General features: G+C 40.0%; 18 protein-coding genes. 8 read left to right on the top strand and 10 right to left on the bottom strand.

The window, feature by feature from the left end; all coding sequences use genetic code 11:
* Positions 1 to 101: 101 nt before the first annotated feature.
* Entirely contained in the window at positions 102 to 2822 is a 2721-nt protein-coding gene (locus tag J1899_RS03490; protein ID WP_246586573.1) for a tetratricopeptide repeat protein, read from the bottom strand.
* 718 nt (positions 2823 to 3540) lie between these two features.
* Here J1899_RS03490 and J1899_RS03485 point away from each other — a divergent pair.
* Positions 3541 to 4452, top strand: a complete 912-nt coding sequence (locus J1899_RS03485) for a DUF1002 domain-containing protein (protein WP_214477622.1) — start codon at positions 3541 to 3543, stop codon at positions 4450 to 4452.
* Positions 4453 to 4687: 235 nt separating this feature from the next.
* A complete protein-coding gene (locus J1899_RS03480) occupies positions 4688 to 6352 on the top strand; it encodes a glutamine--tRNA ligase/YqeY domain fusion protein (protein ID WP_214477621.1) in 1665 nt (554 codons plus the stop codon).
* A gap of 119 nt (positions 6353 to 6471) precedes the next feature.
* On the opposite strand, the gene J1899_RS03475 is transcribed toward J1899_RS03480, so the two are convergent.
* From J1899_RS03475 to J1899_RS03445, 7 genes are all read right to left on the bottom strand, one after another.
* Positions 6472 to 7080 carry a DNA-3-methyladenine glycosylase gene (locus tag J1899_RS03475; RefSeq protein ID WP_214478739.1) on the bottom strand — a complete coding sequence of 203 codons (609 nt, stop codon included), beginning with the start codon at positions 7078 to 7080 and terminating at the stop codon, positions 6472 to 6474.
* A 339-nt stretch (positions 7081 to 7419) separates the two neighbouring features.
* Positions 7420 to 8148 (bottom strand): glycerophosphodiester phosphodiesterase, encoded by a 729-nt coding sequence (locus J1899_RS03470; RefSeq protein ID WP_214477620.1) that lies wholly within the window; start codon positions 8146 to 8148, stop codon positions 7420 to 7422.
* Between the two features lie 76 nt (positions 8149 to 8224).
* A complete protein-coding gene (locus J1899_RS03465; protein WP_066450009.1) occupies positions 8225 to 9577 on the bottom strand; it encodes an ABC transporter substrate-binding protein in 1353 nt (450 codons plus the stop codon).
* A 42-nt stretch (positions 9578 to 9619) separates the two neighbouring features.
* On the bottom strand, positions 9620 to 10432 hold the full coding sequence (locus tag J1899_RS03460; protein WP_066450010.1) for a carbohydrate ABC transporter permease: 813 nt from the start codon (positions 10430 to 10432) through the stop codon (positions 9620 to 9622).
* On the bottom strand, positions 10429 to 11367 hold the full coding sequence (locus J1899_RS03455) for a carbohydrate ABC transporter permease (protein ID WP_214477617.1): 939 nt from the start codon (positions 11365 to 11367) through the stop codon (positions 10429 to 10431). The genes J1899_RS03460 and J1899_RS03455 overlap by 4 nt, the downstream gene beginning before the upstream one ends.
* Positions 11364 to 12458, bottom strand: a complete 1095-nt coding sequence (locus J1899_RS03450; RefSeq protein ID WP_214477616.1) for an ABC transporter ATP-binding protein — start codon at positions 12456 to 12458, stop codon at positions 11364 to 11366. Before J1899_RS03450 ends, J1899_RS03455 begins: the two co-directional genes overlap by 4 nt.
* Positions 12455 to 13060: a glycerol-3-phosphate responsive antiterminator gene (locus tag J1899_RS03445; RefSeq protein WP_214477613.1), complete on the bottom strand. Its 606-nt coding sequence runs from the start codon at positions 13058 to 13060 to the stop codon at positions 12455 to 12457. The genes J1899_RS03450 and J1899_RS03445 overlap by 4 nt, the downstream gene beginning before the upstream one ends.
* Positions 13061 to 13393: 333 nt before the next feature.
* Here J1899_RS03445 and J1899_RS22695 point away from each other — a divergent pair, with 333 nt between their 5' ends.
* The 4 genes from J1899_RS22695 to J1899_RS03425 all read left to right on the top strand — a co-directional run bounded on the left by J1899_RS22695 (position 13394) and on the right by J1899_RS03425 (position 17714).
* Positions 13394 to 14860, top strand: coding sequence for a TerD family protein (locus J1899_RS22695; protein WP_066450016.1), 1467 nt, complete (start codon positions 13394 to 13396; stop codon positions 14858 to 14860).
* A 183-nt stretch (positions 14861 to 15043) separates the two neighbouring features.
* Positions 15044 to 15886, top strand: a complete 843-nt coding sequence (locus J1899_RS03435) for an MBL fold metallo-hydrolase (protein WP_214477611.1) — start codon at positions 15044 to 15046, stop codon at positions 15884 to 15886.
* 379 nt (positions 15887 to 16265) lie between these two features.
* Positions 16266 to 16613: a hypothetical protein gene (locus J1899_RS03430; RefSeq protein WP_066450021.1), complete on the top strand. Its 348-nt coding sequence runs from the start codon at positions 16266 to 16268 to the stop codon at positions 16611 to 16613.
* A gap of 138 nt (positions 16614 to 16751) precedes the next feature.
* Positions 16752 to 17714: a D-2-hydroxyacid dehydrogenase gene (locus tag J1899_RS03425; protein WP_214477608.1), complete on the top strand. Its 963-nt coding sequence runs from the start codon at positions 16752 to 16754 to the stop codon at positions 17712 to 17714.
* Positions 17715 to 17775: 61 nt separating this feature from the next.
* On the opposite strand, the gene J1899_RS03420 is transcribed toward J1899_RS03425, so the two are convergent.
* Positions 17776 to 18693, bottom strand: coding sequence for a DMT family transporter (locus J1899_RS03420; protein WP_246586572.1), 918 nt, complete (start codon positions 18691 to 18693; stop codon positions 17776 to 17778).
* Positions 18694 to 18837: 144 nt separating this feature from the next.
* Between J1899_RS03420 and J1899_RS03415 the strand changes: the two genes are divergently transcribed.
* Positions 18838 to 19989, top strand: a complete 1152-nt coding sequence (locus J1899_RS03415) for a winged helix-turn-helix domain-containing protein (protein WP_214477606.1) — start codon at positions 18838 to 18840, stop codon at positions 19987 to 19989.
* Positions 19990 to 20051: 62 nt separating this feature from the next.
* The gene (locus tag J1899_RS03410; RefSeq protein ID WP_214477604.1) at positions 20052 to 21338 is read left to right on the top strand and encodes an MFS transporter; all 1287 of its coding nucleotides are present in this window, start codon (positions 20052 to 20054) and stop codon (positions 21336 to 21338) included.
* A gap of 75 nt (positions 21339 to 21413) precedes the next feature.
* Here the strand turns inward: J1899_RS03410 and J1899_RS03405 are convergent, their stop codons facing one another.
* Entirely contained in the window at positions 21414 to 21977 is a 564-nt protein-coding gene (locus tag J1899_RS03405; protein ID WP_214477602.1) for an FAD-dependent oxidoreductase, read from the bottom strand.
* Positions 21978 to 22098: the final 121 nt, after the last annotated feature.

Genomic DNA, 22098 nt, shown 5'->3' with positions numbered 1-22098 from the left:
ACCGATTTTATTAGTCATAATATTCAATTACTTATTATGTTTTTTGCCATTTTAATCTGAAAAAGAGAGCGAATGATTCGCTCTCTAAATTCATGTCCCTTTTACTGATATGGGATTTTTTCTTGGTTAGAAGAAATCATCCATTCATATTGTCTTAATCTCAAATCAAAAAGAGTCAATGGATCACGATAGCGCTCTGGCTGCTTTCTCATTTGTTCTAAACCATGACTGGCACCTTCTATAGCGTCCTTTGTTTCGGTTACTGCTTCCTCTAATACATCAAACGGCTGCCTGAAAAATATGTTTATATCTCTTTCTAATCCTTGTTCGAAAAGATCAAACGGCTGAATAAACCGCTCTGAAATCTGATTTGTAACTTCATTATAATCTTCATGCTCTATAAACTGTTTATATCTGTTATGAAGCATCGTTTTATTTTGCAGTCCGCCAAAGAGTTTTCCTGCGCTTTTCAATATAAATTGTGAAGGTGAAAACTTTAACAGAATATTCACATGCTCAAAACGCACAGTTCCTCTTGTCATTCTGTCAGCATCTCTCGCCCAGTCTTCAAGCACTTTAAAGTCACATAGCAGCCGCAGCTTTTCTTCATTATACATATCATTAAAGCCTTCGCCGATATCATCAAGAAAGCGCTGGCTCTCCGCTAATTCAGCTTCACTGCTGACGATCCATTCAGTAAAACGATTATGAAACTCCGGCAAGACCTCCAGTTCGATAAATTGGTAGGCTTTCCGGTTCATCTCTTCATTTAATTCCACATGTATATTTCCAAAATTGCTGCTTTCCGTAATCAGCTCTGAACATTGTCTAAATAGTTCAGGGAGCTTAGATGTTATTTTATCCTTCATTTCATTCTTCAGCTGGTTAAAATCAGCTGTTATAGATTGCACTTTCCCCTCTTCAGTGTCCTCAAGCTGATGAATAGCGCCTTTTAATTTTGCCTGCATTTCTTCATTCCAGCTGATCTGTTCGACCAATGTATTTTCCTTTTCACTTCTTTTTTCAAGCAGGTAATTGATTGATTTCCTTATATAGTAGAGCACTTTTTTTGTCCGTTCTGCTTCAAGGCTTCTTCCGCTAATCATCTGGCGGATAAAGGCTCCCAGCTCTTCCATTTGATCCTGTCCTTGATAATGCAATGAATACGAAAAGATAGATGCACTAGGAAAACTAGTGTATATTCTTTGAGCAACTTCCTCTGCCGCATTTTGGACTCCAAATTCCTCCTGCAGTAAGAGGAAATGTACTGGCAAATTGGGAGCTTTATTCTGTATTTTTTCAACAGCCTCAATCTCTTCCTCAGTAATTGAATGACGAACATCAATTACAAGAAGCAGCTGATCCGCAAAATGCAAGTATTGCTGCAGATTTTTAGCCATGATATGCTGCTGATCTTTTGCATGAATAATAGCCGTGTGATGCTGCTGAAGAAACGGAACTGGCATTTCTGCATCAACAATCATCTGCTGCAGGCCGCCTCTATATTCTCGCGTCTCTTCAATTGAATTCAGCGGAATCATCTTGTCATCCATGATAGCTGTTAGTTTATTTTCTTCTGAGTCCTTGATTATCACTGCACTGCTTTCAAGTTCACCAGCAAATGGAAAGGATGTTATAGCTTCTAGAAATTCAGCTGCTGAACTTTTTCCTGCTCCGGAAACAAGCAAATGCTGTTCATCCAAATTTAGCAGCTCCTGCACCATCCATTTAAACCGTTCTCCCATAAAGACACCATTTTCAGATGCCCAGGACATAAGGCTTTCAAACAAGGCGAAACCTGACTGCAGTCCATCTTGTGTACGTAAAGTATAGCTTAATGTTTTCTCAGCTTGATATATTGTCTCTTCATCTACATCTGATGGAAATAATTCTTGCCATGCCAGCACAGCGGAACCTGCCAATAAAGCGTGTGCTGAGGATGCAATGCTTAACCAAACTTTTAACGTATTCGGCATTAGATGAGCTATTTCACGCACTAAATATTTACCAGAGATCAGCTCTTTATAGGCATCCAAATAATGTTCTGAGAGTCTATTCCATGTATAGTCATCAGCATCATTTACATGAAGCAACATGTGATTTATTTCTTTTAAAAATGCAAACCGAAGCTCTTCTTTTTGCTGATAATGAAGAAATAAAGCAGATGCCAGCTGTTCAAACCTATTTTGATCAACTTCATATAGTGACAGCATTGCTTCGTTATAATAACTAGGTTCAGTTTGCTTCGTTTTTCCAGCTTCAATATACCTTTGCAGAACATCAAACCAGCTGACAGCCCTGGTGCGAATTGATTCATCTGCAGCAAGCTGCAATGCATTGCTCCAATCCTGATGTTTTTCAAAAAACATACGGGCAATTTCCGTGACGTCTGGATAATCCGGGTCTAAGGCAACAGCTTCCTTAATGGTATCAACTGCTAATTCAAGCTTTCCACATTGTATGTATAAGGAAAATAGCTGCAGCAGCACTTCCATTTTCAAAATCGTGGAATCTGTTTCAATCGTTTTGTATATATCCTCGGCCATTGACAGTAAATCAAGCTCAAAATAGGCATCTGCCATGTTTTTTTTCGCCCAAGGCTCCAGCTCATTATTGATATTCTCCCACTTAAAAATGGCTGCCTCATAATCCTTGTGCAAAAAGTAGAGTTCACCTTGTGCAAACCGAATTTGCGCTAAATCTGGAACCTCACTGCTCTGCTCTTCCATATAAATATCACCAAGGACTTTAAGAGGGTGTACTCCGTCACGACCATCCATAAATGTTTCATAATATACTTTTTTTATTAATTGCTTTTCCAAGTGTTCATCAACCTCCGCTATGCATCTTTTTACGCACAGACTCATTTATCATATATATCTTGTATTCTAACAAAGAAGATACGAAGATAAATGTCATTTCCCTATCAATTCAAAGACAATCATATTAAGAAAAGCGGAAGCGCCTTGTTCAGCCCCGACAAGCTTAAGACAAGATGGCAAGAAGGTTGTTCTTTAACCTTCTGGACGGATTGGCTTAAGACCTCGAGGGGCTAGGCGCTGCAGCTAGACATGAAGAAAAGCGGAAGCGCCTTGTTCAGCCCCGACACCTCGAGGGGCTAGGCGCCTGCAGCTAGACACTTTCCCAAACTATAAACCTATACTTGCCTTTTAAAGATAGCAGTCCTTCTAGAAAGACAGGTTCTAGGAATATACCATTATCATATGATGAAAAGTAAGAAAAAGTATTCTATTCATTTAAAATTCCCAACTATTGCCCTGCAAGTTATGTAAAAAATGCTTTAATATAAAAGAACGCATAGTATTTTCCTTTACCACTGTCTATACTCATTAAAACGTTTGAAAGGAGCAAAGAAGCGGTATAAATCATATATATCATACCCACTTTGGTTCTGAATTACGACAGTTCGGATGATTTTACGTACCTTTTTCCCAACAATATATGTGATAAATGAAACTTTTATCATACAAAGACGTCTATATGATATAGCTCAAAATTATGAATAAGGAGTTTACTAACATGACAAATTTTAAAAAATGGCTGGCTGCAGCTGCAGCCCTATCTCTTGCTTTTAGTATAAATGGAACAGCTTTTGCTGCAAACGGAAATGAAGAAGAAAGTATTAATGAAAAATTTGGCCTGCCGATCGCCGTTTATGGCGAAGCCTTAACAGCAGCTCAAAAAGAAGAAACACGCAGCCTGCTAAATATAAATGATCCTGAAATGGTGGAAGAAATAACGGTAACAAGTGAGGACATCGTTTATTATATTAAAGGAGATCCTCACTCTAATATGTATTCTTCAGCTAAAATCACACGCAAGGAAACGGGCGAAGGTGTCGTTATTAATCAGGTGACTCCAGAAAATATTACTGAAGTTTCCGATGAAATGTATGCAAATGCTCTTTTAACCGCCGGCATTGAAGATGCAGTTGTAGACATCGCCTCTCCTGTTAAAGTAAGCGGACATTCTGCATTAGTTGGAATTTACAAAGCTTACGATCAAGGTGATGGCACTGCCCTTAATCAGGATCGTACTGAGGTAGCAAATGAAGAGCTTAGTTTGGCGACAAAACTGGCTGGACAAGAAGGACTTGATCAAGATAAAGTATCTGAGCTTCTGACTGAAATAAAAACCGCTATCGCTGAACAAAACCCGGCGACAAAAGAAGATATTCAGCAAATCATCGACGAACAGCTAAAGACACTTGAAGTATCATTAAGCGAAGAAGATCGCCAGCTTCTGGTCGATTTGTTTGAAAGAATGCGTGAACTGAACATTAATTTTGATAATGTTAAAAGCCAGCTCGAGGACTTAGCTAATGATGTAAAATCAAAAATTGAAGAAGCAGTTGGAGATAAAGGATTCCTTCAAGCTGTGTCTGACTTCTTTAAGAACCTTATTGATTCAATCAAAAGCATTTTTTCATAAAGCACGGATAAACATTGCCTGGGGACTTTTTTCTCCAGGCTTCTTTGTCTATAATAAGGAAAGTAAAAGGTCCTATGGAATTCGGACGGCGAAACCGCTGATTCGATATAATATTGTACAGAGAAAAAGACAACTTGGAATGACAGCTGAAAATAAAAATGGCTGAATGCTTTATTTCTTGCGATATAATCATTAAAATATGGATAACTACTTAAATAGAAAGGCTGATCCGAGTTTGGAACATAATTCAAATTTTATTCGAACCATTATAAAAGGAGACCTTGAATCCGGGAAACACAATAAAGTCATTACCCGATTCCCTCCTGAGCCTAATGGCTACTTGCATATCGGTCATGCAAAATCAATTATTATTAATTTTGGATTGGCAGATGACTTTAACGGAAGAACAAATTTGCGCTTTGATGATACTAATCCGCTGAAAGAAGATCAGGAATATGTCGACGCTATTCAAGAAGATGTCAAATGGCTTGGCTATGAGTGGGACGACCTCCGCTATGCATCTGACTACTTTGAGGAAATGTATCAGCGCGCCGTTTTATTAATTAATAAAGGCAAAGCGTATGTAGACGACTTAAACCAAGAGCAAATTCGCGAATACCGCGGAACTTTGACAGAGCCTGGAAAAGAAAGCCCATATCGAAATCGTTCGGCTGAAGAAAACTTATCATTATTTGAGCGCATGAAAAACGGAGAGTTTCAAAATGGAGATAAAGTGCTTCGCGCGAAAATTGATATGACTTCACCTAACTTAAACATGCGAGATCCTGTCATTTATCGGATTTCACATGCTACCCATCATAACACAGGCGATCAATGGTGCATCTATCCGATGTATGCTTTTGCACATCCGCTCGAGGATGCCATTGAAGATGTCACACACTCGCTTTGTACAACAGAATTTGAGGATCAGCGTCCATTGTATAATTGGGTGGTACAAGAATGTGAAATGGAAAGCCAGCCGCAGCAAATTGAATTTGGCCGTTTAAACTTAACCAACACGGTCATGAGTAAACGGAAGTTAAAGCTTCTTGTAGATGAAGGCATCACAGATGGCTGGGATGATCCCCGTATGCCAACGATCTCCGGCTTAAGAAGAAAGGGCTTTACTCCTGAAGCTATTCGAGAGTTTGTAAAAGAAACAGGCGTATCTAAAGGCAGCGGAGCAGTTGATGAGGCTATGCTAGAGCATTATGTGCGTGAGGATTTAAAATTAAAATCTCCTCGTACGATGGGAGTCCTTCGTCCATTGAAGGTTGTGATTACAAACTACCCTGAAGGCGAAAGTGAAATGCTTGAAGCTGAAATCAATCCTGAAAATCCGGAAATGGGCATGCGCCAAGTTCCATTTTCACGAGAAATATACATCGAACAGGATGACTTTATGGAGGATCCTCCGAAAAAGTACTTCCGTCTCTTCCCTGGCAATGAAGTGCGCTTAAAGCACGCATATTTTATTAAATGCCATGATGTCATTAAAGATGACGAGGGAAATGTCGTTGAAATCCATTGCACATACGATCCTGAAACAAAAAGCGGAACTGGCTTTACTGGCCGTAAAGTAAAAGGAACAATTCACTGGGTCGATGCAAACAGTGCAATCCCTGCAGAATTTCGTTTGTACGAGCCGCTTGTTCTCGACGAAGTGATGAAAGCAGCTGAAGAAGAAGGCGAAGATAAAACGTTCCTTGATTATATTAATCCAAATTCAATCGAAATTATTAAAGGATATATTGAACCGAATATGGAAAATGTTCAGCCACAGGACAAATTCCAATTCTTCCGCCATGGCTATTTCAATGTTGATCCAAAACACACTGCACCAGGAAACATTGTGTTTAACAGAATTGTTTCACTGAAGAGTTCTTTTAAGTTAAAATAATTGCGCTGCATTTAAAAAGAAGGTAACACTCTGCTACTGCCGAGGGATTACCTTCTTTTTTATGCTCTCAAAAGCAGTGTGGAGAAAATTCAATGCAGCTGCTAATAGATGAAGTTTTCTTATGACCAGCCATAATTCCTGTTATCCCATTCCTTTTTCGGCAGTCCTGAGACAAAAGGGTTGCCTTTTACATAATATCGAAGCAGCGCCGAAGTCCATATTCCCTTATTTGGAATACCAATACGAGGAGACTCAGCGATTTCTAATGGTGTTTTTTTATCTGTCTCATGAATATATAATTCGCAATTGCCTATGTACTGACCATCTAATGCTTTTGTGATCTCCATTGCTTTTGTTAGTTTCCCAGGGCCATTGCTGACTTGTACTCCGGTATGATTTCTATTTCTCTCCATGTGTTCTATTCCTTCTGCTGGTTCAATGGCTCTTATTAAAACAGCCTGGGGATCTTCTTCTTCCTTTGTCACAATGTTTAACATATGATGAGTATGCATGGTGTATATGTAGATACTACCGCCTATTTGGTACATAGAGGTTACTTTCGGCGTACGCCTTCCCCCGAAGGTGTGGCATGCCTCATCAGCAACACCCACATAGGCTTCGGTTTCTGTAATATAACCGCTATAAACCTTTGTTCCAATTCTATGAATTAGTTTTTTGCCAAGCAGCTGCTTGGCCACTTCTTCTGTGGAACTATTTACAAAATCAATCATAGAATCCACCTTTCGTAACCCTTTTTAACTTAGTATTCCTTTTTTGTTCTTCATTTAAGCTATTTGGGTTCGCCCATTGGTATAAAAGAGGTGCAGAATCTTCTTTTACATTCAGTTTTGACAGTTCCTATCAAAATTTATGAGTTTCCTATCAAACTTCTTCAGTTTCCTATCAAACTCTTTCAATTTCCTATCAAAGTTTCCAGTTTTCCTATCAAATTTCCTCCTTTTCCTATCAAATGCCTTATATTGACCACGTAACACTTGCGTCGCCAAGATGCCTTTATGTATTAATTAAATTAAAAAACGGATGCGATCTACTCGCACCCGTCTACATTAATTATTCATAAAACGTTCTGGAAAATCACTCATTATGACTTCAACGCCAGCTTCAAGAAGCGGATTTTGTTCGTGCGGATCATTAACTGTATATACCCGCAATGGAAAACCTTTTTCTATTGCCTCCTGACCAAATGAAGAGAGTGCAAACTCTGGCTGACAATGGATTGCGTTCGCTCCAATCTTTTTGGCCGTCTCAACCGCATTCTCTGGAATGCCTATAATTAAGTAACCTATTTCAATCGTTTTCTGAAGTGAGCGAACCTTCTTTAAGCTTTCTGGATTAAAAGAAGAAATGATGATCCGCTCTTCCAATTTATACTGCTCTATTAAATCAAGAACCTTCTCTTCCATGCCTTCATAGGGAAGCTGATCATTTTTCAGCTCAATATTGATGGTTAAATCATTCCCTGGCATAACAGCCCAGTCAAAGACGTTTTTTAAGGTTGGAATGGATGAGCCTTCAAATTTTGATGAAAACCAGCTTCCTGCATCAAACCTTTTTAACTGATCGTATGAGAATTCTTTAATATAACCGATTCCATCAGTTGTTCGATCAATCTGCTCATCATGTATAACGGCAAGCTCACCATCTTTTGTGAGCTGGACATCCAATTCGATCCCTGCAACCCCTGATCGCAACGCAGCTTCAAAAGCCTCCATTGTATTTTCAGGATAATCACCACTTACACCACGATGGGCAAAAACAGAAGCTTGCTTAGTCACATGAATTTCCTCCCTGTCATCGGCCTGATTGTATTTCTTTATTGCATCTGTATTTATGTTATTAGCTAAAGCCTTATTAATTCCCGCTTTTTTTGGCAGCAGCCTCCAAAGCCTGATTGGTTTCTTCCACAGCACGGTCAAGTGCTTCCTTAGGATCCACCCCTTGATATAAACTCTCCATTGCACTTACAACCTTTTGACGAGCTTCTGGGAATACTGATATTAAAGCACCTTGTGTAGCTGTAGATGGTTTCGTATCTTTCAGCTGATCAACAGTTACTTTTAATTGCGGATACTTTTCCCACTCTTCTTGAACGATGTCCTCTTCATATGCCGCAGGGTTAATGGCAAAGTAACCTGACTGCAAATGCCACTCAGCCTGTACTTCTGGAGTTGTTACATATTTCATAAACTCCCATGCAGCCTGCTGTTTTTCCTCTTCAATATCGCTTGTCATCCAAAGAGATGCACCGCCAATAATAACCCCTTGACGGTTAGCTTCGTCTGGTACAGGCAAGTAAGAAGCACCAACTTCAAATGGAGAGTTATCGACCATTGCTCTAATTCCCGCTGAAGAATCAATATACATGGCAATTTTTCCAGATTGGAAAGCAGCACGCATATCGTCCCAAACTTGTCCTGTATTGTAGAAAGTACCCTCATTATACATGTCACTGATTAATTCAAAAACCTTTAAGCCTTCTTCACTGTTAAATACCGCTTCTGTTGCATTTCCAGCACGTCCGTTATCTTCATTTACAAACAAACCGCCTTGCGCAGCCAGAAGCTCTTCAAAGAACCAGCCATAATTCAAGATAGAGAAACCGACCTGATCGCCATTCGTTAATTTCTTTGCTGCATCCTTTAACTCATCGTATGTAGCAGGAGCCTTTTCCGGGTCAAGTCCAGCTTCCTCAAAAGCATCTTTGTTATAAACCAACACTGGTGTTGATGAGTTAAACGGCATCGAATATTGTACGCCATCTACTGCATAATAGTTTGTAATATTTTCTTCCCATTGAGAGGTATCGTAGCCTTCTTCATCGATGAACTTTTGTACTGGCTGTATTTTACCAGAGTCTATCATATATTTTGTTCCAACTTCAAAAGTCTGCATAATAGTTGGTGCATCCTCTGTACCCGCAACAGTATTAAACTTTGTGATTGCTTCTTCGTATGTGCCTTGGAAAACAGGTTTTACTTCAATCTCTTCTTGTGAGGCATTAAAATCGTCTGCTATTTTCTGAACAGCTCCTTCAAGCTCACCGCTCATAGCATGCCAGAATACAACCTCTGTTTTCTCTTCAGATCCAGCTTCCGTTTCCGTATCACTCTCTGCTTCTGCCTCATTCCCTGCAGATTCACCAGAACATGCAGAAATCACCATAGAAATTGCCAATAAAAGCATAAATAACCATCTTTTTTTCATGTTAAAAACTCCTATCTTATTAGTTTTATATAAAAAAACTGATCACTTTAAAGCTCCCTTTGTTAACCCTTCCTGCAATCTTTTTTGTCCTAGGAATAAAAGCAATAATGTCGGTAAAATTACCATTACTACACCAGCCATCACCACCCCCCATTCTGTTGAAATTTCTTGAGATTGCATTTGCTTCAGGCCAATCTGCACGGTGCGCACTTGCTCGTCGTTTGTTACGAGCAATGGCCACAAATACATATTCCATGCAGTTAGGAAGCAATACATCCCAAGCGTCACCAAGCTTGTCTTAGAGACAGGCATTACAACTGAACGAAAGAAGCGGAAATTGCTGATCCCCGCAACCTGCGAGGCTTCATATAGCTCTTTTGGAATCGTTTTAAACTGCTGTCTCAGCAGAAATGTTCCAAATGCCATTGCAAAGAATGGAACCGTCAGGCCTGTGTAGCTATTGAGCCAGCCGAGCATCTGAACAGTCTGGAAGTTAGGTACCATCGTTGCTTCCCAAGGAATCATCATGGTTGAAATAAAGATAAAAAATAAAACGTTTCTCCCTTTAAAGGGAATGAACACGAAGGCAAAGGCTGCTAAACTAGAAAAAATCACCTGACCAAGCATAATAAGAAATGAAACAATCAGGCTATTAAACAAGTAAGTTAACAGCGGCACTTTCTCAAATGCATTAATATAATTGGCTAATGTAAATTCTTCTGGCCATAGATTCCCTTGCAGCACTTCTCCGCCTTGCATAAAGCTGATTAAAAAGGCATAGATAATCGGGAAAAACATAATGGCCGCAGCGATCAGAAGCAAAGCATAGGTGAAAAGCTTTTGGCCCCAGCTCATTGGTAATGCACCTTCCTCTCACCTAGCTTAAATTGGATTAGAGTGACAATCAGAATACCGAAAAAGAGCAAAACTGCCTGGGCACTTGCTGAACCAACATTGTAATTTATAAAAGCATCCTTATAAATCGCATACACAATAACATTGGTCGTTTCCATCGGTCCGCCCTTCGTTAAAATATCAATCTGTCCAAACGTTTGAAAGGCGTTAATCATTGATACTGTAATGACGAAAAACAATGTGGGTGAAAGCATTGGCAACGTTATTTTTCTCAATGAATAAAACCGGCTGACACCTGCTATTTTCGCACTTTCATAAAGCTGGCTATCAATATTCTGCAATCCGCCCAGCAGAATCATAAAGGTGAAGCCGGTATTCATCCAGATTGTTGCAATGGAAACGGAAATTAACGCCCAACCAGGATCAAGCAGCCATTGAATTTCTGACAAGCCAGCCCAGGTAAGAAAACGGTTTGCGATCCCAATCGCTGGATTATACATAAACATCCAAATAACAGAAGATGCGGCAACACTCATTCCCATTGTCGATGAAAAAATAGTCCTGAAAAACCCAATGCCGCGCAGCTTTTCATTTGCTAACAAAGCCAAAGCTAACGCTAATATAATTCCTGGCGGCACAGTATAGAGAACAAACAATAAAGTAGCTTTCATACTTGTCATAAAGCTTGATGAGGAAAACAATTGTACAAAATGATCAAAACCAGCAAATGAAAGTGGCACACCCTGAGCATCTGAGTAAAAAAAGCTTAAGTACAAAGTCTTCATTAGTGAATAAAATAAAAACACCGTAAATAACAAAATGGAAGGCAATAAATAGAGAAGCCCTTCTAAAAGGGAAGCAAATCTCCTCGAATTTCCCAGCCATCTCTGCTTCACAAATGACTGTGTTTCCTGCTGTGCCTGCGGAAGACTCATAATACAACCTCCAGCACTTTTTTGGAGTGAGTTTCCTCCAAACGTTCTCCTGTAACCGCATCAAATAATTCGATTTTGTTATGATCAATCGAAACCTGGAGGATTTCCCCTATTTCAGCGCTCCATTGACCGGGCCACTTAGCAATCCATTGTTTGTTTCCTTCTAATTCAAAAGATACTAGTGTCTCCGTTCCAAGGACTTCAACATTGGCCACTTTAACATCTGCAGCAGGAAGCCCATCATTAGCAGGCAGTATGGCTTCTGGCCTTACACCTATAATGACTTCTCCATCTTGATAACCATCGACCTTTATGTTCCACTTGTTTGCGATCTGCAGCTTGCCTTTATTCACATGTGCAGCGGTTAAGTTCATTGGCGGAGAGCCAATAAAAGACGCAACAAATGTATTTTGCGGGTTATTATAAATATCGAGGGGCTTTCCAACTTGCTGTACCTCGCCATGGTTTAAGATCATCATCCGATCAGCCATTGTCATAGCCTCTGTCTGATCATGGGTAACATAAATCATGGTAATGCCTAGCTTCCGCTGAATTTGCCGTATTTCTGAACGCATTCTCGCACGGAGCTTTGCATCTAAGTTCGAAAGCGGCTCGTCCATCAAACAAATAGGTGCATGTGTTACAATGGCTCTTGCCAAGGCAACACGCTGCCTTTGTCCGCCTGATAATTCCTTCGGTTTGCGCTTTAAATAGTCAGATATCCCAAGCATCTCTGCTGCTTCCTTACAGCGTTTGATCTGCTCTGATTTGGCTATTTTCTTTACATGTAAGCCAAACATAATATTTTGCTCTACTGTCAAATGCGGAAATAGAGCATAGTTTTGAAAGACCATGGATAAATCTCTTTCATTTGGACGCAGTCTATTCGCTGTTTCCGAACCAATGATCAACTCTCCTTCCGACACCTCTTCAAGACCGGCAATGATACGCAGCATTGTACTTTTCCCACAGCCCGAAGGTCCAACTAATACAAAAAATTCTCCAGGCTCGATTGCTGCATTGATTCCTTTCAGCACTTCAGGATTTTGACCATAGGACTTTCGAATATCCTTTAGCTGCACTGCTTTCATGAAAGCACCACCTTTTCCTCCGATTTATAAACCCTCCATAACTGCTGTTTCCCTGTAGAGGCTGCCATCGCCCCGCTTTCTATTGCATCTTGGATTTGGCTTCTATAATGTATAAGCCCGCCTGTAATAAGAGGGATATCTGTTTCTTCCTTTATACTTTTCACAATCCCAGGAAGAAGCCCGGGCATAAGTTCCAATGCATCTGGCTTGATCTCTCTACTTACTTTTAAACCGTTTTCAACTGCTTCCGAATCAATGAGGAACAATCTTTGAATGGCAACCAAACCTTCTTGTTTGGCTATTTTAATCAGTGATGGTTTGGTTGCTACAATCCCAGTCGGTTGAATGAATTTTGAAATAAAGCGCAGGCCTTCCTTATCCTGACTAATGCCCGGTATCTTTTCTAAATGGAGAAAAACGAGTCTGTTGTGATATTTAAGCAAGTCAACATACCTTTTAATAACACTGATGTTTCCCATTAACAAAAATGCAGTATGGATATCACGAGTTAAGAAGTAATCCAATGATTTTGGATCCTTAATAGCCGCGATCACCCGCTCTTCTTTCATGTTTTTCAGAAATTGCTGTTGCTGATCCGTCATATTAATCCTCCCAGCCATTTAGTTTCGGTAGGATAGACCATACACTTTTAAAAAAAGCCATAAAAACAGATGGAGGGATCGGGATCATCTCCATGTTTTTATGGCTTCTCATTTTCATAACCGGTCTATTCACTTGTCATTCACAAGGCTCATTCTATCCTGTTATTGTGAAGAGCGTGTTAAAAAAATAGTATATTTTTGTAAATTCAAAATCATTACCCTTGTGATTTCCATCATTTATAAAATTGCCTTATAATAATAGTAAGATTATATGAATCTCAGAATGTCAGAATGTTCAAAACTTACATATGAAGACAAAGGGGAGAATGATGAATGGGTGTTCGTCTAAGGAAAGGGCAAAAAGTAGATCTTACGAAATCAAATCCAGGCTTACAAGTGGTTGTCGCAGGCCTGGGCTGGGATGTAAGCGGCGGTCCTGCAAACTATGACCTGGATGCTTCCGCCTTCCTGACCAATGGTGCCGGTAAAGTACATAGTGATCTCGATTTTGTCTTTTATAATAATCCTAATGGAGGCAATGGTTCTGTTATATACACTGGTGATAATAGGACTGGTGCCGGCCATCAGGATGATGAGCAAATTAAAATTGATTTGAATCAAGTCCCGGCATCAATTGAAAAAATTTCATTTTCGATTACGATTCATGACGCCCAAATGAAGGGGCAAAATTTTGGACAAATTCAAAACGCATATGTACGCATTTTTAATGCTTTTACAAATGAAGAATTGCTCCGCTTTGATCTTGGCCGGGAATTCACTGTGGAAACAGCAATCGTAGCGGCGGAGTTATACCGTCATAATGGAGAATGGAAGTTTAATGCAACTGGAGCAGGCTTCCAAGGAGGACTTGCTGCCCTGTGCCGCAATTTCGGCATTGATGTAGACGACGAGCCTGCACCTGCACAGCCACAAGGAGGTAATTTTCAGCCTTCATTCCAGGCTCCGCCAGCACAGCCATCTTATCAGCAGCCGTCCTATCAGCAAAACACATATAGCCAGCAGCCATCCTACCAGAATCAAAGTCAGCCAGCTTTCGGTCAGCCTAACTATAACAGCAGCACTTCGTACAATCAGCCGTCCTACTCACAGCCTGGATACGAATCAGCAACACAGCCGACACACCACCTTCAGCCTTCATCCAATTATGGTGATAATGTCAGCTGTACACGCTGCGGCTCCACAAATGTAAGAACTGGTGAAAAAGGGTTCGGCCTTGGAAAGGCAGCGATTGGCGGACTTATATTAGGACCAATTGGTCTGCTTGGCGGTTTTATCGGGAAAAACCAGCTGAAATTCTCCTGTAATCAGTGCGGAAATAATTGGTCTCCAAATCAAACGGATTATGCACAATGGGCGAACGATCAAAAGAATAAAGCACAAGCTTTATTTGCACGTTATAAAAGTCAGGATGTCCTTGATGCGGTTGTTGCTTCCTGTGCCCTTGTCGGCATGGCTGATGGCCGCTTAGATCCTAGTGAGCGTCAAAAGATGATGGAATTTATTCACCAGAGCCAAGAGCTGAGAGTTTTTGAAACGAATAAGGTCGTTCAGCAATTCAATATGTTCGTGCAAAAAATTGAAATGGATCCGATTATCGGCCGTGCAGAGGCATTTAAAGCGGTTGGCCGTGTCCGTTCAAAACCGGAAATAGCCCGTTTAGTTGCCCGCTACTGTATTGCGATCGGCTATGCAGACGGCCACTTTGATCCAAATGAAAAACAGGCAGTCACTGAAATTTGCATGGAGCTTGGCTTAAATCCGCATGAATTTCTTTCATAAGAACCATGTAAGGTTAATTTCGATAAATTAATAGTATGACTCAGCTATAAAAAAACTTGACTTATCTTATCTGAGGCTCTGCATTTTGCAGAGCCTTTTTTGCTTCTACTCTTTCTTATGAATAGTTCTTCTGCATTGAGGGTAAACTCTCTTAAATGATATGTGGCAAAGGAGCTGAGTTAAATGCATGAAAATTCTTCAACTGAACGATATATGCCTGTCACCTCTTCAACAAGCGGAATGATACAAAATGCTGCAGATGGTGTATATGCTTTTACCGTTCAGATCGTCAATGTATGTTTTGTTGCGACAAATACAGCTGCAGGGGAATGGGTATTAGTAGATGCCGGCATGCCTAAATCAGAAGAAAAAATTATTGAAGCTGCAGAGGAGCTCTTTGGAAAAGGAGCAAAACCAAAGGCGATTATTCTAACACATGGACATTTTGATCATGTAGGAGCCATTATAGACCTTGTAGAGAAATGGAATGTGCCTGTATTTGCACACGAATTGGAAATCCCCTACTTAACAGGACAGAAAGATTATCCTGAACCAGATCCATCAGTAGAAGGCGGTTTAATTGCAAAAATTTCTCCATTATTTCCTCATGAAGGCATAGATCTTGGCGCACATGTTCAATCACTGCCAGCTGATGGTACTGTTCCTTCAATGCCAGAATGGAAATGGATTCATACACCAGGACATACACCAGGACATATTTCCCTCTTTAGAGAAAATGATAATACCTTAATCGCTGGAGATGCATTTGTAACAGTTAAACAAGAATCACTTTACAAAGTATTGACACAGGAACAGGAGATAAGCGGTCCGCCAAAATACTTAACAACAGACTGGGACGCTGCTCGCTCGTCGGTACAAACACTGCAGAAACTGGATCCCTATGTTGCCATTACAGGTCATGGCATTCCAATGGCGGCAGCTGAACTGGAAGAAAACCTGCACAAACTCGTTCAAGACTTCGACTCTATCGCCATTCCGGAGCATGGGAAATATGTAGATGAATAATAAATTTGATGTTGGATCATAAGTATTCAACACACCATAGAACAGAATGATTAGAAAGTGACTTTTTTAATCATCCTGTTTTTTTATTTTTTTATAAACTTGAGTGAAATGGAGCGGAGGACCCTCGACTCCTGTGGGCAATAGAGGAAAGGGTGAGGCCCCGCAGGAGCCTGCAACGAGGAGACCCAGCTTGTGATCCCACGAAAAAACAGGGTCCGCAGCGCAATGCAACGGGCTTGTTTAAACAGCCAACACTATGACATTTGTATATTTGAAATCTTATTATAGTTTGTCCAGCCATTTTTTAATAACGAAAAAGTTTATCTTTATTCAAAAAAGGAACAGTAATACAAACATCATTGTTAGGAGAGGTTCCTTTATGTTTTTAGATGGATTTATTAACCAAAAGGTCCAAGTGAAATTTAAAAACTTGCCTGACTATTTAACAGGACCTGTCACAGGCATTTATGAACCAGATGAATGGTACTTGGTCAAACTCGTGAAAACAGAGAGCATGGGGATTTGGGTTGAAAATCCTTGTTACAAACGTACAAAGATCAAGGAAGAAGATGGAACAGATATACCAAAAGAAAAGCAAAAAGAAGAGGAATGCACAACAAACCTATTAATCCGCTGGGAATATGTTAGTTCAGTCATTACCTTTCCGAATGATGCTTCCTTAGGAGCAGATAAGCAGGCAAGATTAATAGGATTTGAAATAAAGTAAGTGCACGTTCAAACGGAAATTATTTTTCCGTTTTTTCTTTTGCTCTTCTCTTCTAAACCTATTGCCTTAAAACTTTGAATTTTTGTTCATCTCGAAAGTTTGCTATGATTATAAGAAAAAGCACAGGAGGTTTTTTCAATGACGAAAAGAAAAATGATCATTACACATTCTATACATGAATCATATATCCAAGACATACAGGAAGCTGTACCTGACTGGGAATTAATCGTTGGAAAAGAACCTCAAATTTGGCAGGACCATTTACAGGACGCCGAAATAATTGCAGGCTGGAAAAAGGGGATTGCAGAATTACTGGAGGGTGACAATCTTAAGCTCAAGTGGATCCAATCATGGAGCGCTGGCGTTAATTATATGCCTCTCTCTGTCCTTTCTTCCCATAATATTAAACTGACAAGTGCTGCTGGCGTGCACGCTTATCCTATTTCTGAAACCATTTTTGCCCTTATGCTTGCTCTCACTCGAAAAATTGATCAGTATGTAAAAAATCAGCAGCAAAAAAAATGGCATCATGCTGATATTAACCTTGAAATCCATGGCAAAACGATTGGTATTTTTGGATTTGGAGCAATCGGAAAGGAAACAGCCAAAATTGCGAAAGCATTCGGCATGCATGTCATTGGTGTCCGTTTCTCCGGCAAATCAGATCCGTATGCAGATGAAATGTATACTGCTCAAGAAATAGATGAAATTCTGCCCAAATGTGACTACATAGCCGTTACTTTGCCTCTTACCGACGAGACAAAGCACCTTTTTGGTGCTAAGCAATTCTCGCTGATGAAACCTTCATCCTTCTTTATTAATATCGGTCGTGGAGAAATCGCTGACGAACAGGCCCTCATTGAAGCACTAAGGGATAAGAAAATTGCTGGAGCTGGCCTGGATGTATTTGAAAAGGAACCTTTAGACGAAAACAGCCCCTTATGGGAGCTGGATAATGTCATTATTACACCACATACAGCCGGCTCAACGGAACATTATGATCAGCGCCTAATCAGGGATATTTTTCTGCCAAATTTAAAGCAATACCTTGCTGGCGAGGATCCGTCTATTAACTTAGTTGACTATAAAAAAGGGTATTAAACCATTTTATCTTGATAATAAAAAACGAGATTCCCATATAAGGTATCTCGTTTTTTGGCTTCTACATCGTTTGTGTCTTATGCTTTCGCTTAGAAAGAATCTGTTCTAAAGCCCCTGATCCAAAGAGCACACCGCTGACAATTAAAACTAGGCCCAGGAGATGAGATATTGTAATCACCTCACCTAAAAATAAAGCAGATCCTGCAAGCGCAAAGAAAGTATTTAAGTTTAAGAAAATGGATGCTTCCGCTGGTCCAACCCTGCTGATCGCCGAGTTATAAACCATATGACCAACACCGGTAGCAAGAATGGCAGAAATAAAGAATAATAGCCAAACATATCCTGGAGCAGAGGAAATTTCAGAAAGTCCTCTTGGCTCGACAATAAGACTGATGACAAATAAAATAATGGCTCCCCACACAAGCATATAACCTGTCAAAAGACGGGCATCCATGGTCTTTGATGCCTTGCTTATTAATATAAAACTGAATGCCTGTGCCAAAATAGACAGAAACACATAGAAGTCACCGATTGATAAACTGGAGATTCCTTCACCGCCTGACAGAACAATAAATGTTACGCCAGTGCCTCCAAGCAAAAATCCGCACACTTGGATAAAGGTGGGACGATTTTTTAATATGACCGTTGAAAATATAGCCGTCAATAATGGACCTGCTCCTAAAATAAGACCTCCATTAGTAGCAGAAGTTTCTGTTAAACCGATCGATAAAAAAGCATGATGGGCAACAACATTTAACAGGCCAGCAAACAGTATGTAGACCAATTCTTTTCCACTTGGGCCTCTCAGTTTTTTTAACAGAAACAAAATCAAAAACACAGTAATGCCTGCTGTTAAAATCCTTAATGACGTAATTGTAATTGGCGAAAAGCTGCCCACCAATACTTTTATAATGGAAACGTTAAATCCCCATATCGCCATCACACCTGTTAGCAACAAAAACGTTGACAAGTTCTTCAACTATAATCCTTCTCTCCTATAAATTTACTTCTTATCTTAACATAGTGCAGAACCAGTTGAGCAATCTAATTTTCAATCGAAACCCGTTGCCGTACAGAACAGATAGAGGTATTGTAAAAGAAATACTAGAAACGGAGTTTTAACATGATACAGTTACAGTTTCAGTTATCAAATTATTGTGTTAAAAAGGAAAATCAGCACATACACTTGCTGCGCAAGGAATTTTATTTATTACAATTTTTATATGACCATGCCAATCAGCCTTTTACAAGAGAACAGCTGCTCGATGCTGTATGGCCGATGGAAATGCCTTCTGACAGGACGGTGGATGATCATATCTATCGCCTGCGAAAAAAAATAAAGCCTTGGGAAAATGATCTGAAAATCGAAACGATAAAAGGCTTTGGCTACCAGCTCAATTGTAAAAAAGCTGAAAAAACCTTTGCTCTAAGCAATGATGAGGATTTTCAAATGTTATCTCAGCGGCTGCTAAGTATATATCACTTATACGGACATGGAGAAGCAATTGAAAAAATCATTCAGCAATCAGAACTGGGAATTGCCATCCCATCACATTTTCATAAAATTATTGCTTTTATGAAGGGCGACATTTGGAGCCTTATTGATGATCATTCAAACATAGACGATAACCTTTATTTTCTTATCAATATATTTCAAACATTATCCCATGATTACCAAAGAACACTGCATTATAATAAAACTGCTATTCAAAAAAATATGTTCTCAGGCAGCACCATGCTTGAAGCGAAAACTCTTGGCCTGCTCACTGCTTATATCATGAGCAAAGACTTTACAGCAGCCAAACTTCATATAGAAAAAATTCCTGGGATTGAACCAAAGATTATGGATCCAGAGCATGGGTATTTTCCTTTTCTCATGACCATGCAATTAACGATCGCTATTTGTGAAGATAACAAACAAGATATTAAGAGATTGATTTCTATCCTGAAGCGTTTTTTTGAGGATCGGCCGTATAAAAGAGAAATGGGCATTTTCAACATTCTGGAGGGCAGCTATCTAATTAAATCTGGACATATAGAGAAGGGCCGTTTAAAAGTCGAAAATGGATTTGACATTATTAAGCAGAGTCATTTCACCTCACATCTTTACTATGCAACAGATATTTCGCTATTCCTTCTTAATAATTTCGTGGATGATCCGATGCTCTATATACAAATTTTGACTATGCGTTCTATGCTTATTCCAGAGCAGCAGGCAGAAGAAGCTGTTGCAGTCTTAAAAGAAATTCTTGATAAGAAAATCGGAGATCGATGATACTCCTCTGACATACCGCCTCTATAGTTGAGATAGAAATCTCAATGAGAAAAGGTGATAAGATGTCAGAGAAAAACAAAACAAATAACAGTATATGGCGCAATTCGATTTTCATGAGAATTTTCGCTTCTTATTCCGTATCCATTATGGGCAACTACTTTGATTCGGTAGCACTTATGATCATGTTTGGCTACCTTTGGCAGGCAGAACCAATCGTAATCGCATTTATTCCTGTCGCGGTTGCCTTGCCTCAAGCTATATTAAGCCAATTTACAGGTGTCCTTGCGGATAAAATGAACAAAGTGAAACTCATGCTTGTTTCTGATTTATTAACAGCATTGCTGACCCTTTTATTGTTATGGGCTGCAAGTCCATGGATTGCCTTACTTTTAATCAGCCTGCGCTCTACGGTTAACGTCGTTCACTTTCCAGCACAGCAAAGCCTGATAAAGCATGTTGTCCCAGAACAGCAGCTGATTAAAGCTGTATCTTTAAACGGGATGGTTATGCAGCTTTCTAAGATCATCGCTCCACTTCTGGGCGGAATATTGGCTGGTGCTACCTCCCCGCAGGTTTGTATTCTTTTAAACGCAATTGCCTTTTTTATCTCCAGCGTCATATTAATGACACTTGTAAAAAACAAGAAAATTACTCATACATCTGCAGACCATAATGAAACAGATGATGCTTCCGCACTTCCGGCTTCCTTCTGGCAGTCTTGGAAGGAAGGATGGGGTTTTATTTTTAGAAGCCGCATTCTCAAAGTCAGCTTTTTACTATCGTTTATCGGACTAAGCTTTATCCAAATGATTGATGTCCAGTTTACAACCTGGCTCCGGGTTTACGCACCGGAACGGCCAGAGCTTATCGGCTGGATCTTCGCTTCTTCCGGTTTTGGCGCATTGATGATGATGTTGTTTTTAAATCGGTTCGAGCATTTCCGTTCCTATGGAACCCTTCTTGGAGGCAGTATCTTATTTATCGGAGCTGGATTTGGCGGATTTGGTTTCTTAACAGAAGGTTTTGCTATGTGGCTGCCTGTATTATTAGGAATTTTCATCGGTCTCGGTGTAGGTCTCTACTCCATCGGGTTTCAGTACATTATTCAAAAACATACGACGGAAAAGAGCATTGGCCGGGTATCTGGCATCAGCAACTCCATATCAAGCATGACCGTGGTGATTGCACCGTTAATTGGCGGCATGCTCGTGCAGAAATGGGGACCTGGCACGATCTTTTTAATCATTGGAGTAATTTGTACTTTTGTGGGATTAGCTGCTCTTCTTTTACAAAAAGTATTGTGGAAGGAGTCCAAAGAGATTTACAGCACACAAGAGCAAAGCATATAGCTTGATTTTCACACAAAAAACAGCTGGAGGCTGCGCTTAAAATGCTCAGCTCTCCAGCTGCTTTTCCTAAATATCTTATCCCTTCAATACATCATGATCTACATAGCGTTCACCATTTAGTTCGCTGATTACGTTAATTGCCACTTTTGCTCCATCCCCTGCAGTCACAATGGTATGTACACTGACACCAGCAACTGTTCCGGCAGCCCAAATGCCTCTAACATTTGTTTTCCCAGCTTCATCTGTATTAATGATGGTTTTTACGCGCGGCTCTGTACCTTCCTTTGTTGTGATGCCTGCTTCCTCTGCTAAATCGGCCATAAAGCCTGTTGCAAGGATGATATGTTTTGCCTCATATAAAGCTTGATCTGTTTTAACTACGAATCCAGAGTCTCCGCCATTAATAGACTCAACAGTTCCCTGAACAAACTCCGCACCAAACTTTTCTGCCTGCTTCTTCCCCTGCTGTACAAGATCTGGTCCGGAGATTTCAGATACACCGTAATGATTTTCAACCCAGGCACGCTTTGTAACACCTTTGTCATCGTCAATCACAAGTACCTTTTTTCCTGCCTTCGCTGCAAAAATTGCAGCACTTGCACCAGATGGGCCAGCACCAACAATTAAAATTTCATACATTGTATCTCCTCCTTATCTTCTATATTTAAAGAATATTAAAAATAATTTCCTTTGTAAAATTGAAAGACTTAACCAGAAGCTTTATTTTGGACATTCAAAGAAATTTGTTCACAGAAAAATC

Origin of the sequence: Cytobacillus gottheilii, assembly GCF_018582665.1 — a bacterium.
GTDB classification, from domain to species: Bacteria; Bacillota; Bacilli; order Bacillales; family Cytobacillaceae; genus Cytobacillus; species Cytobacillus gottheilii.
This window is presented reverse-complemented; position numbering and strand designations above follow the sequence as displayed.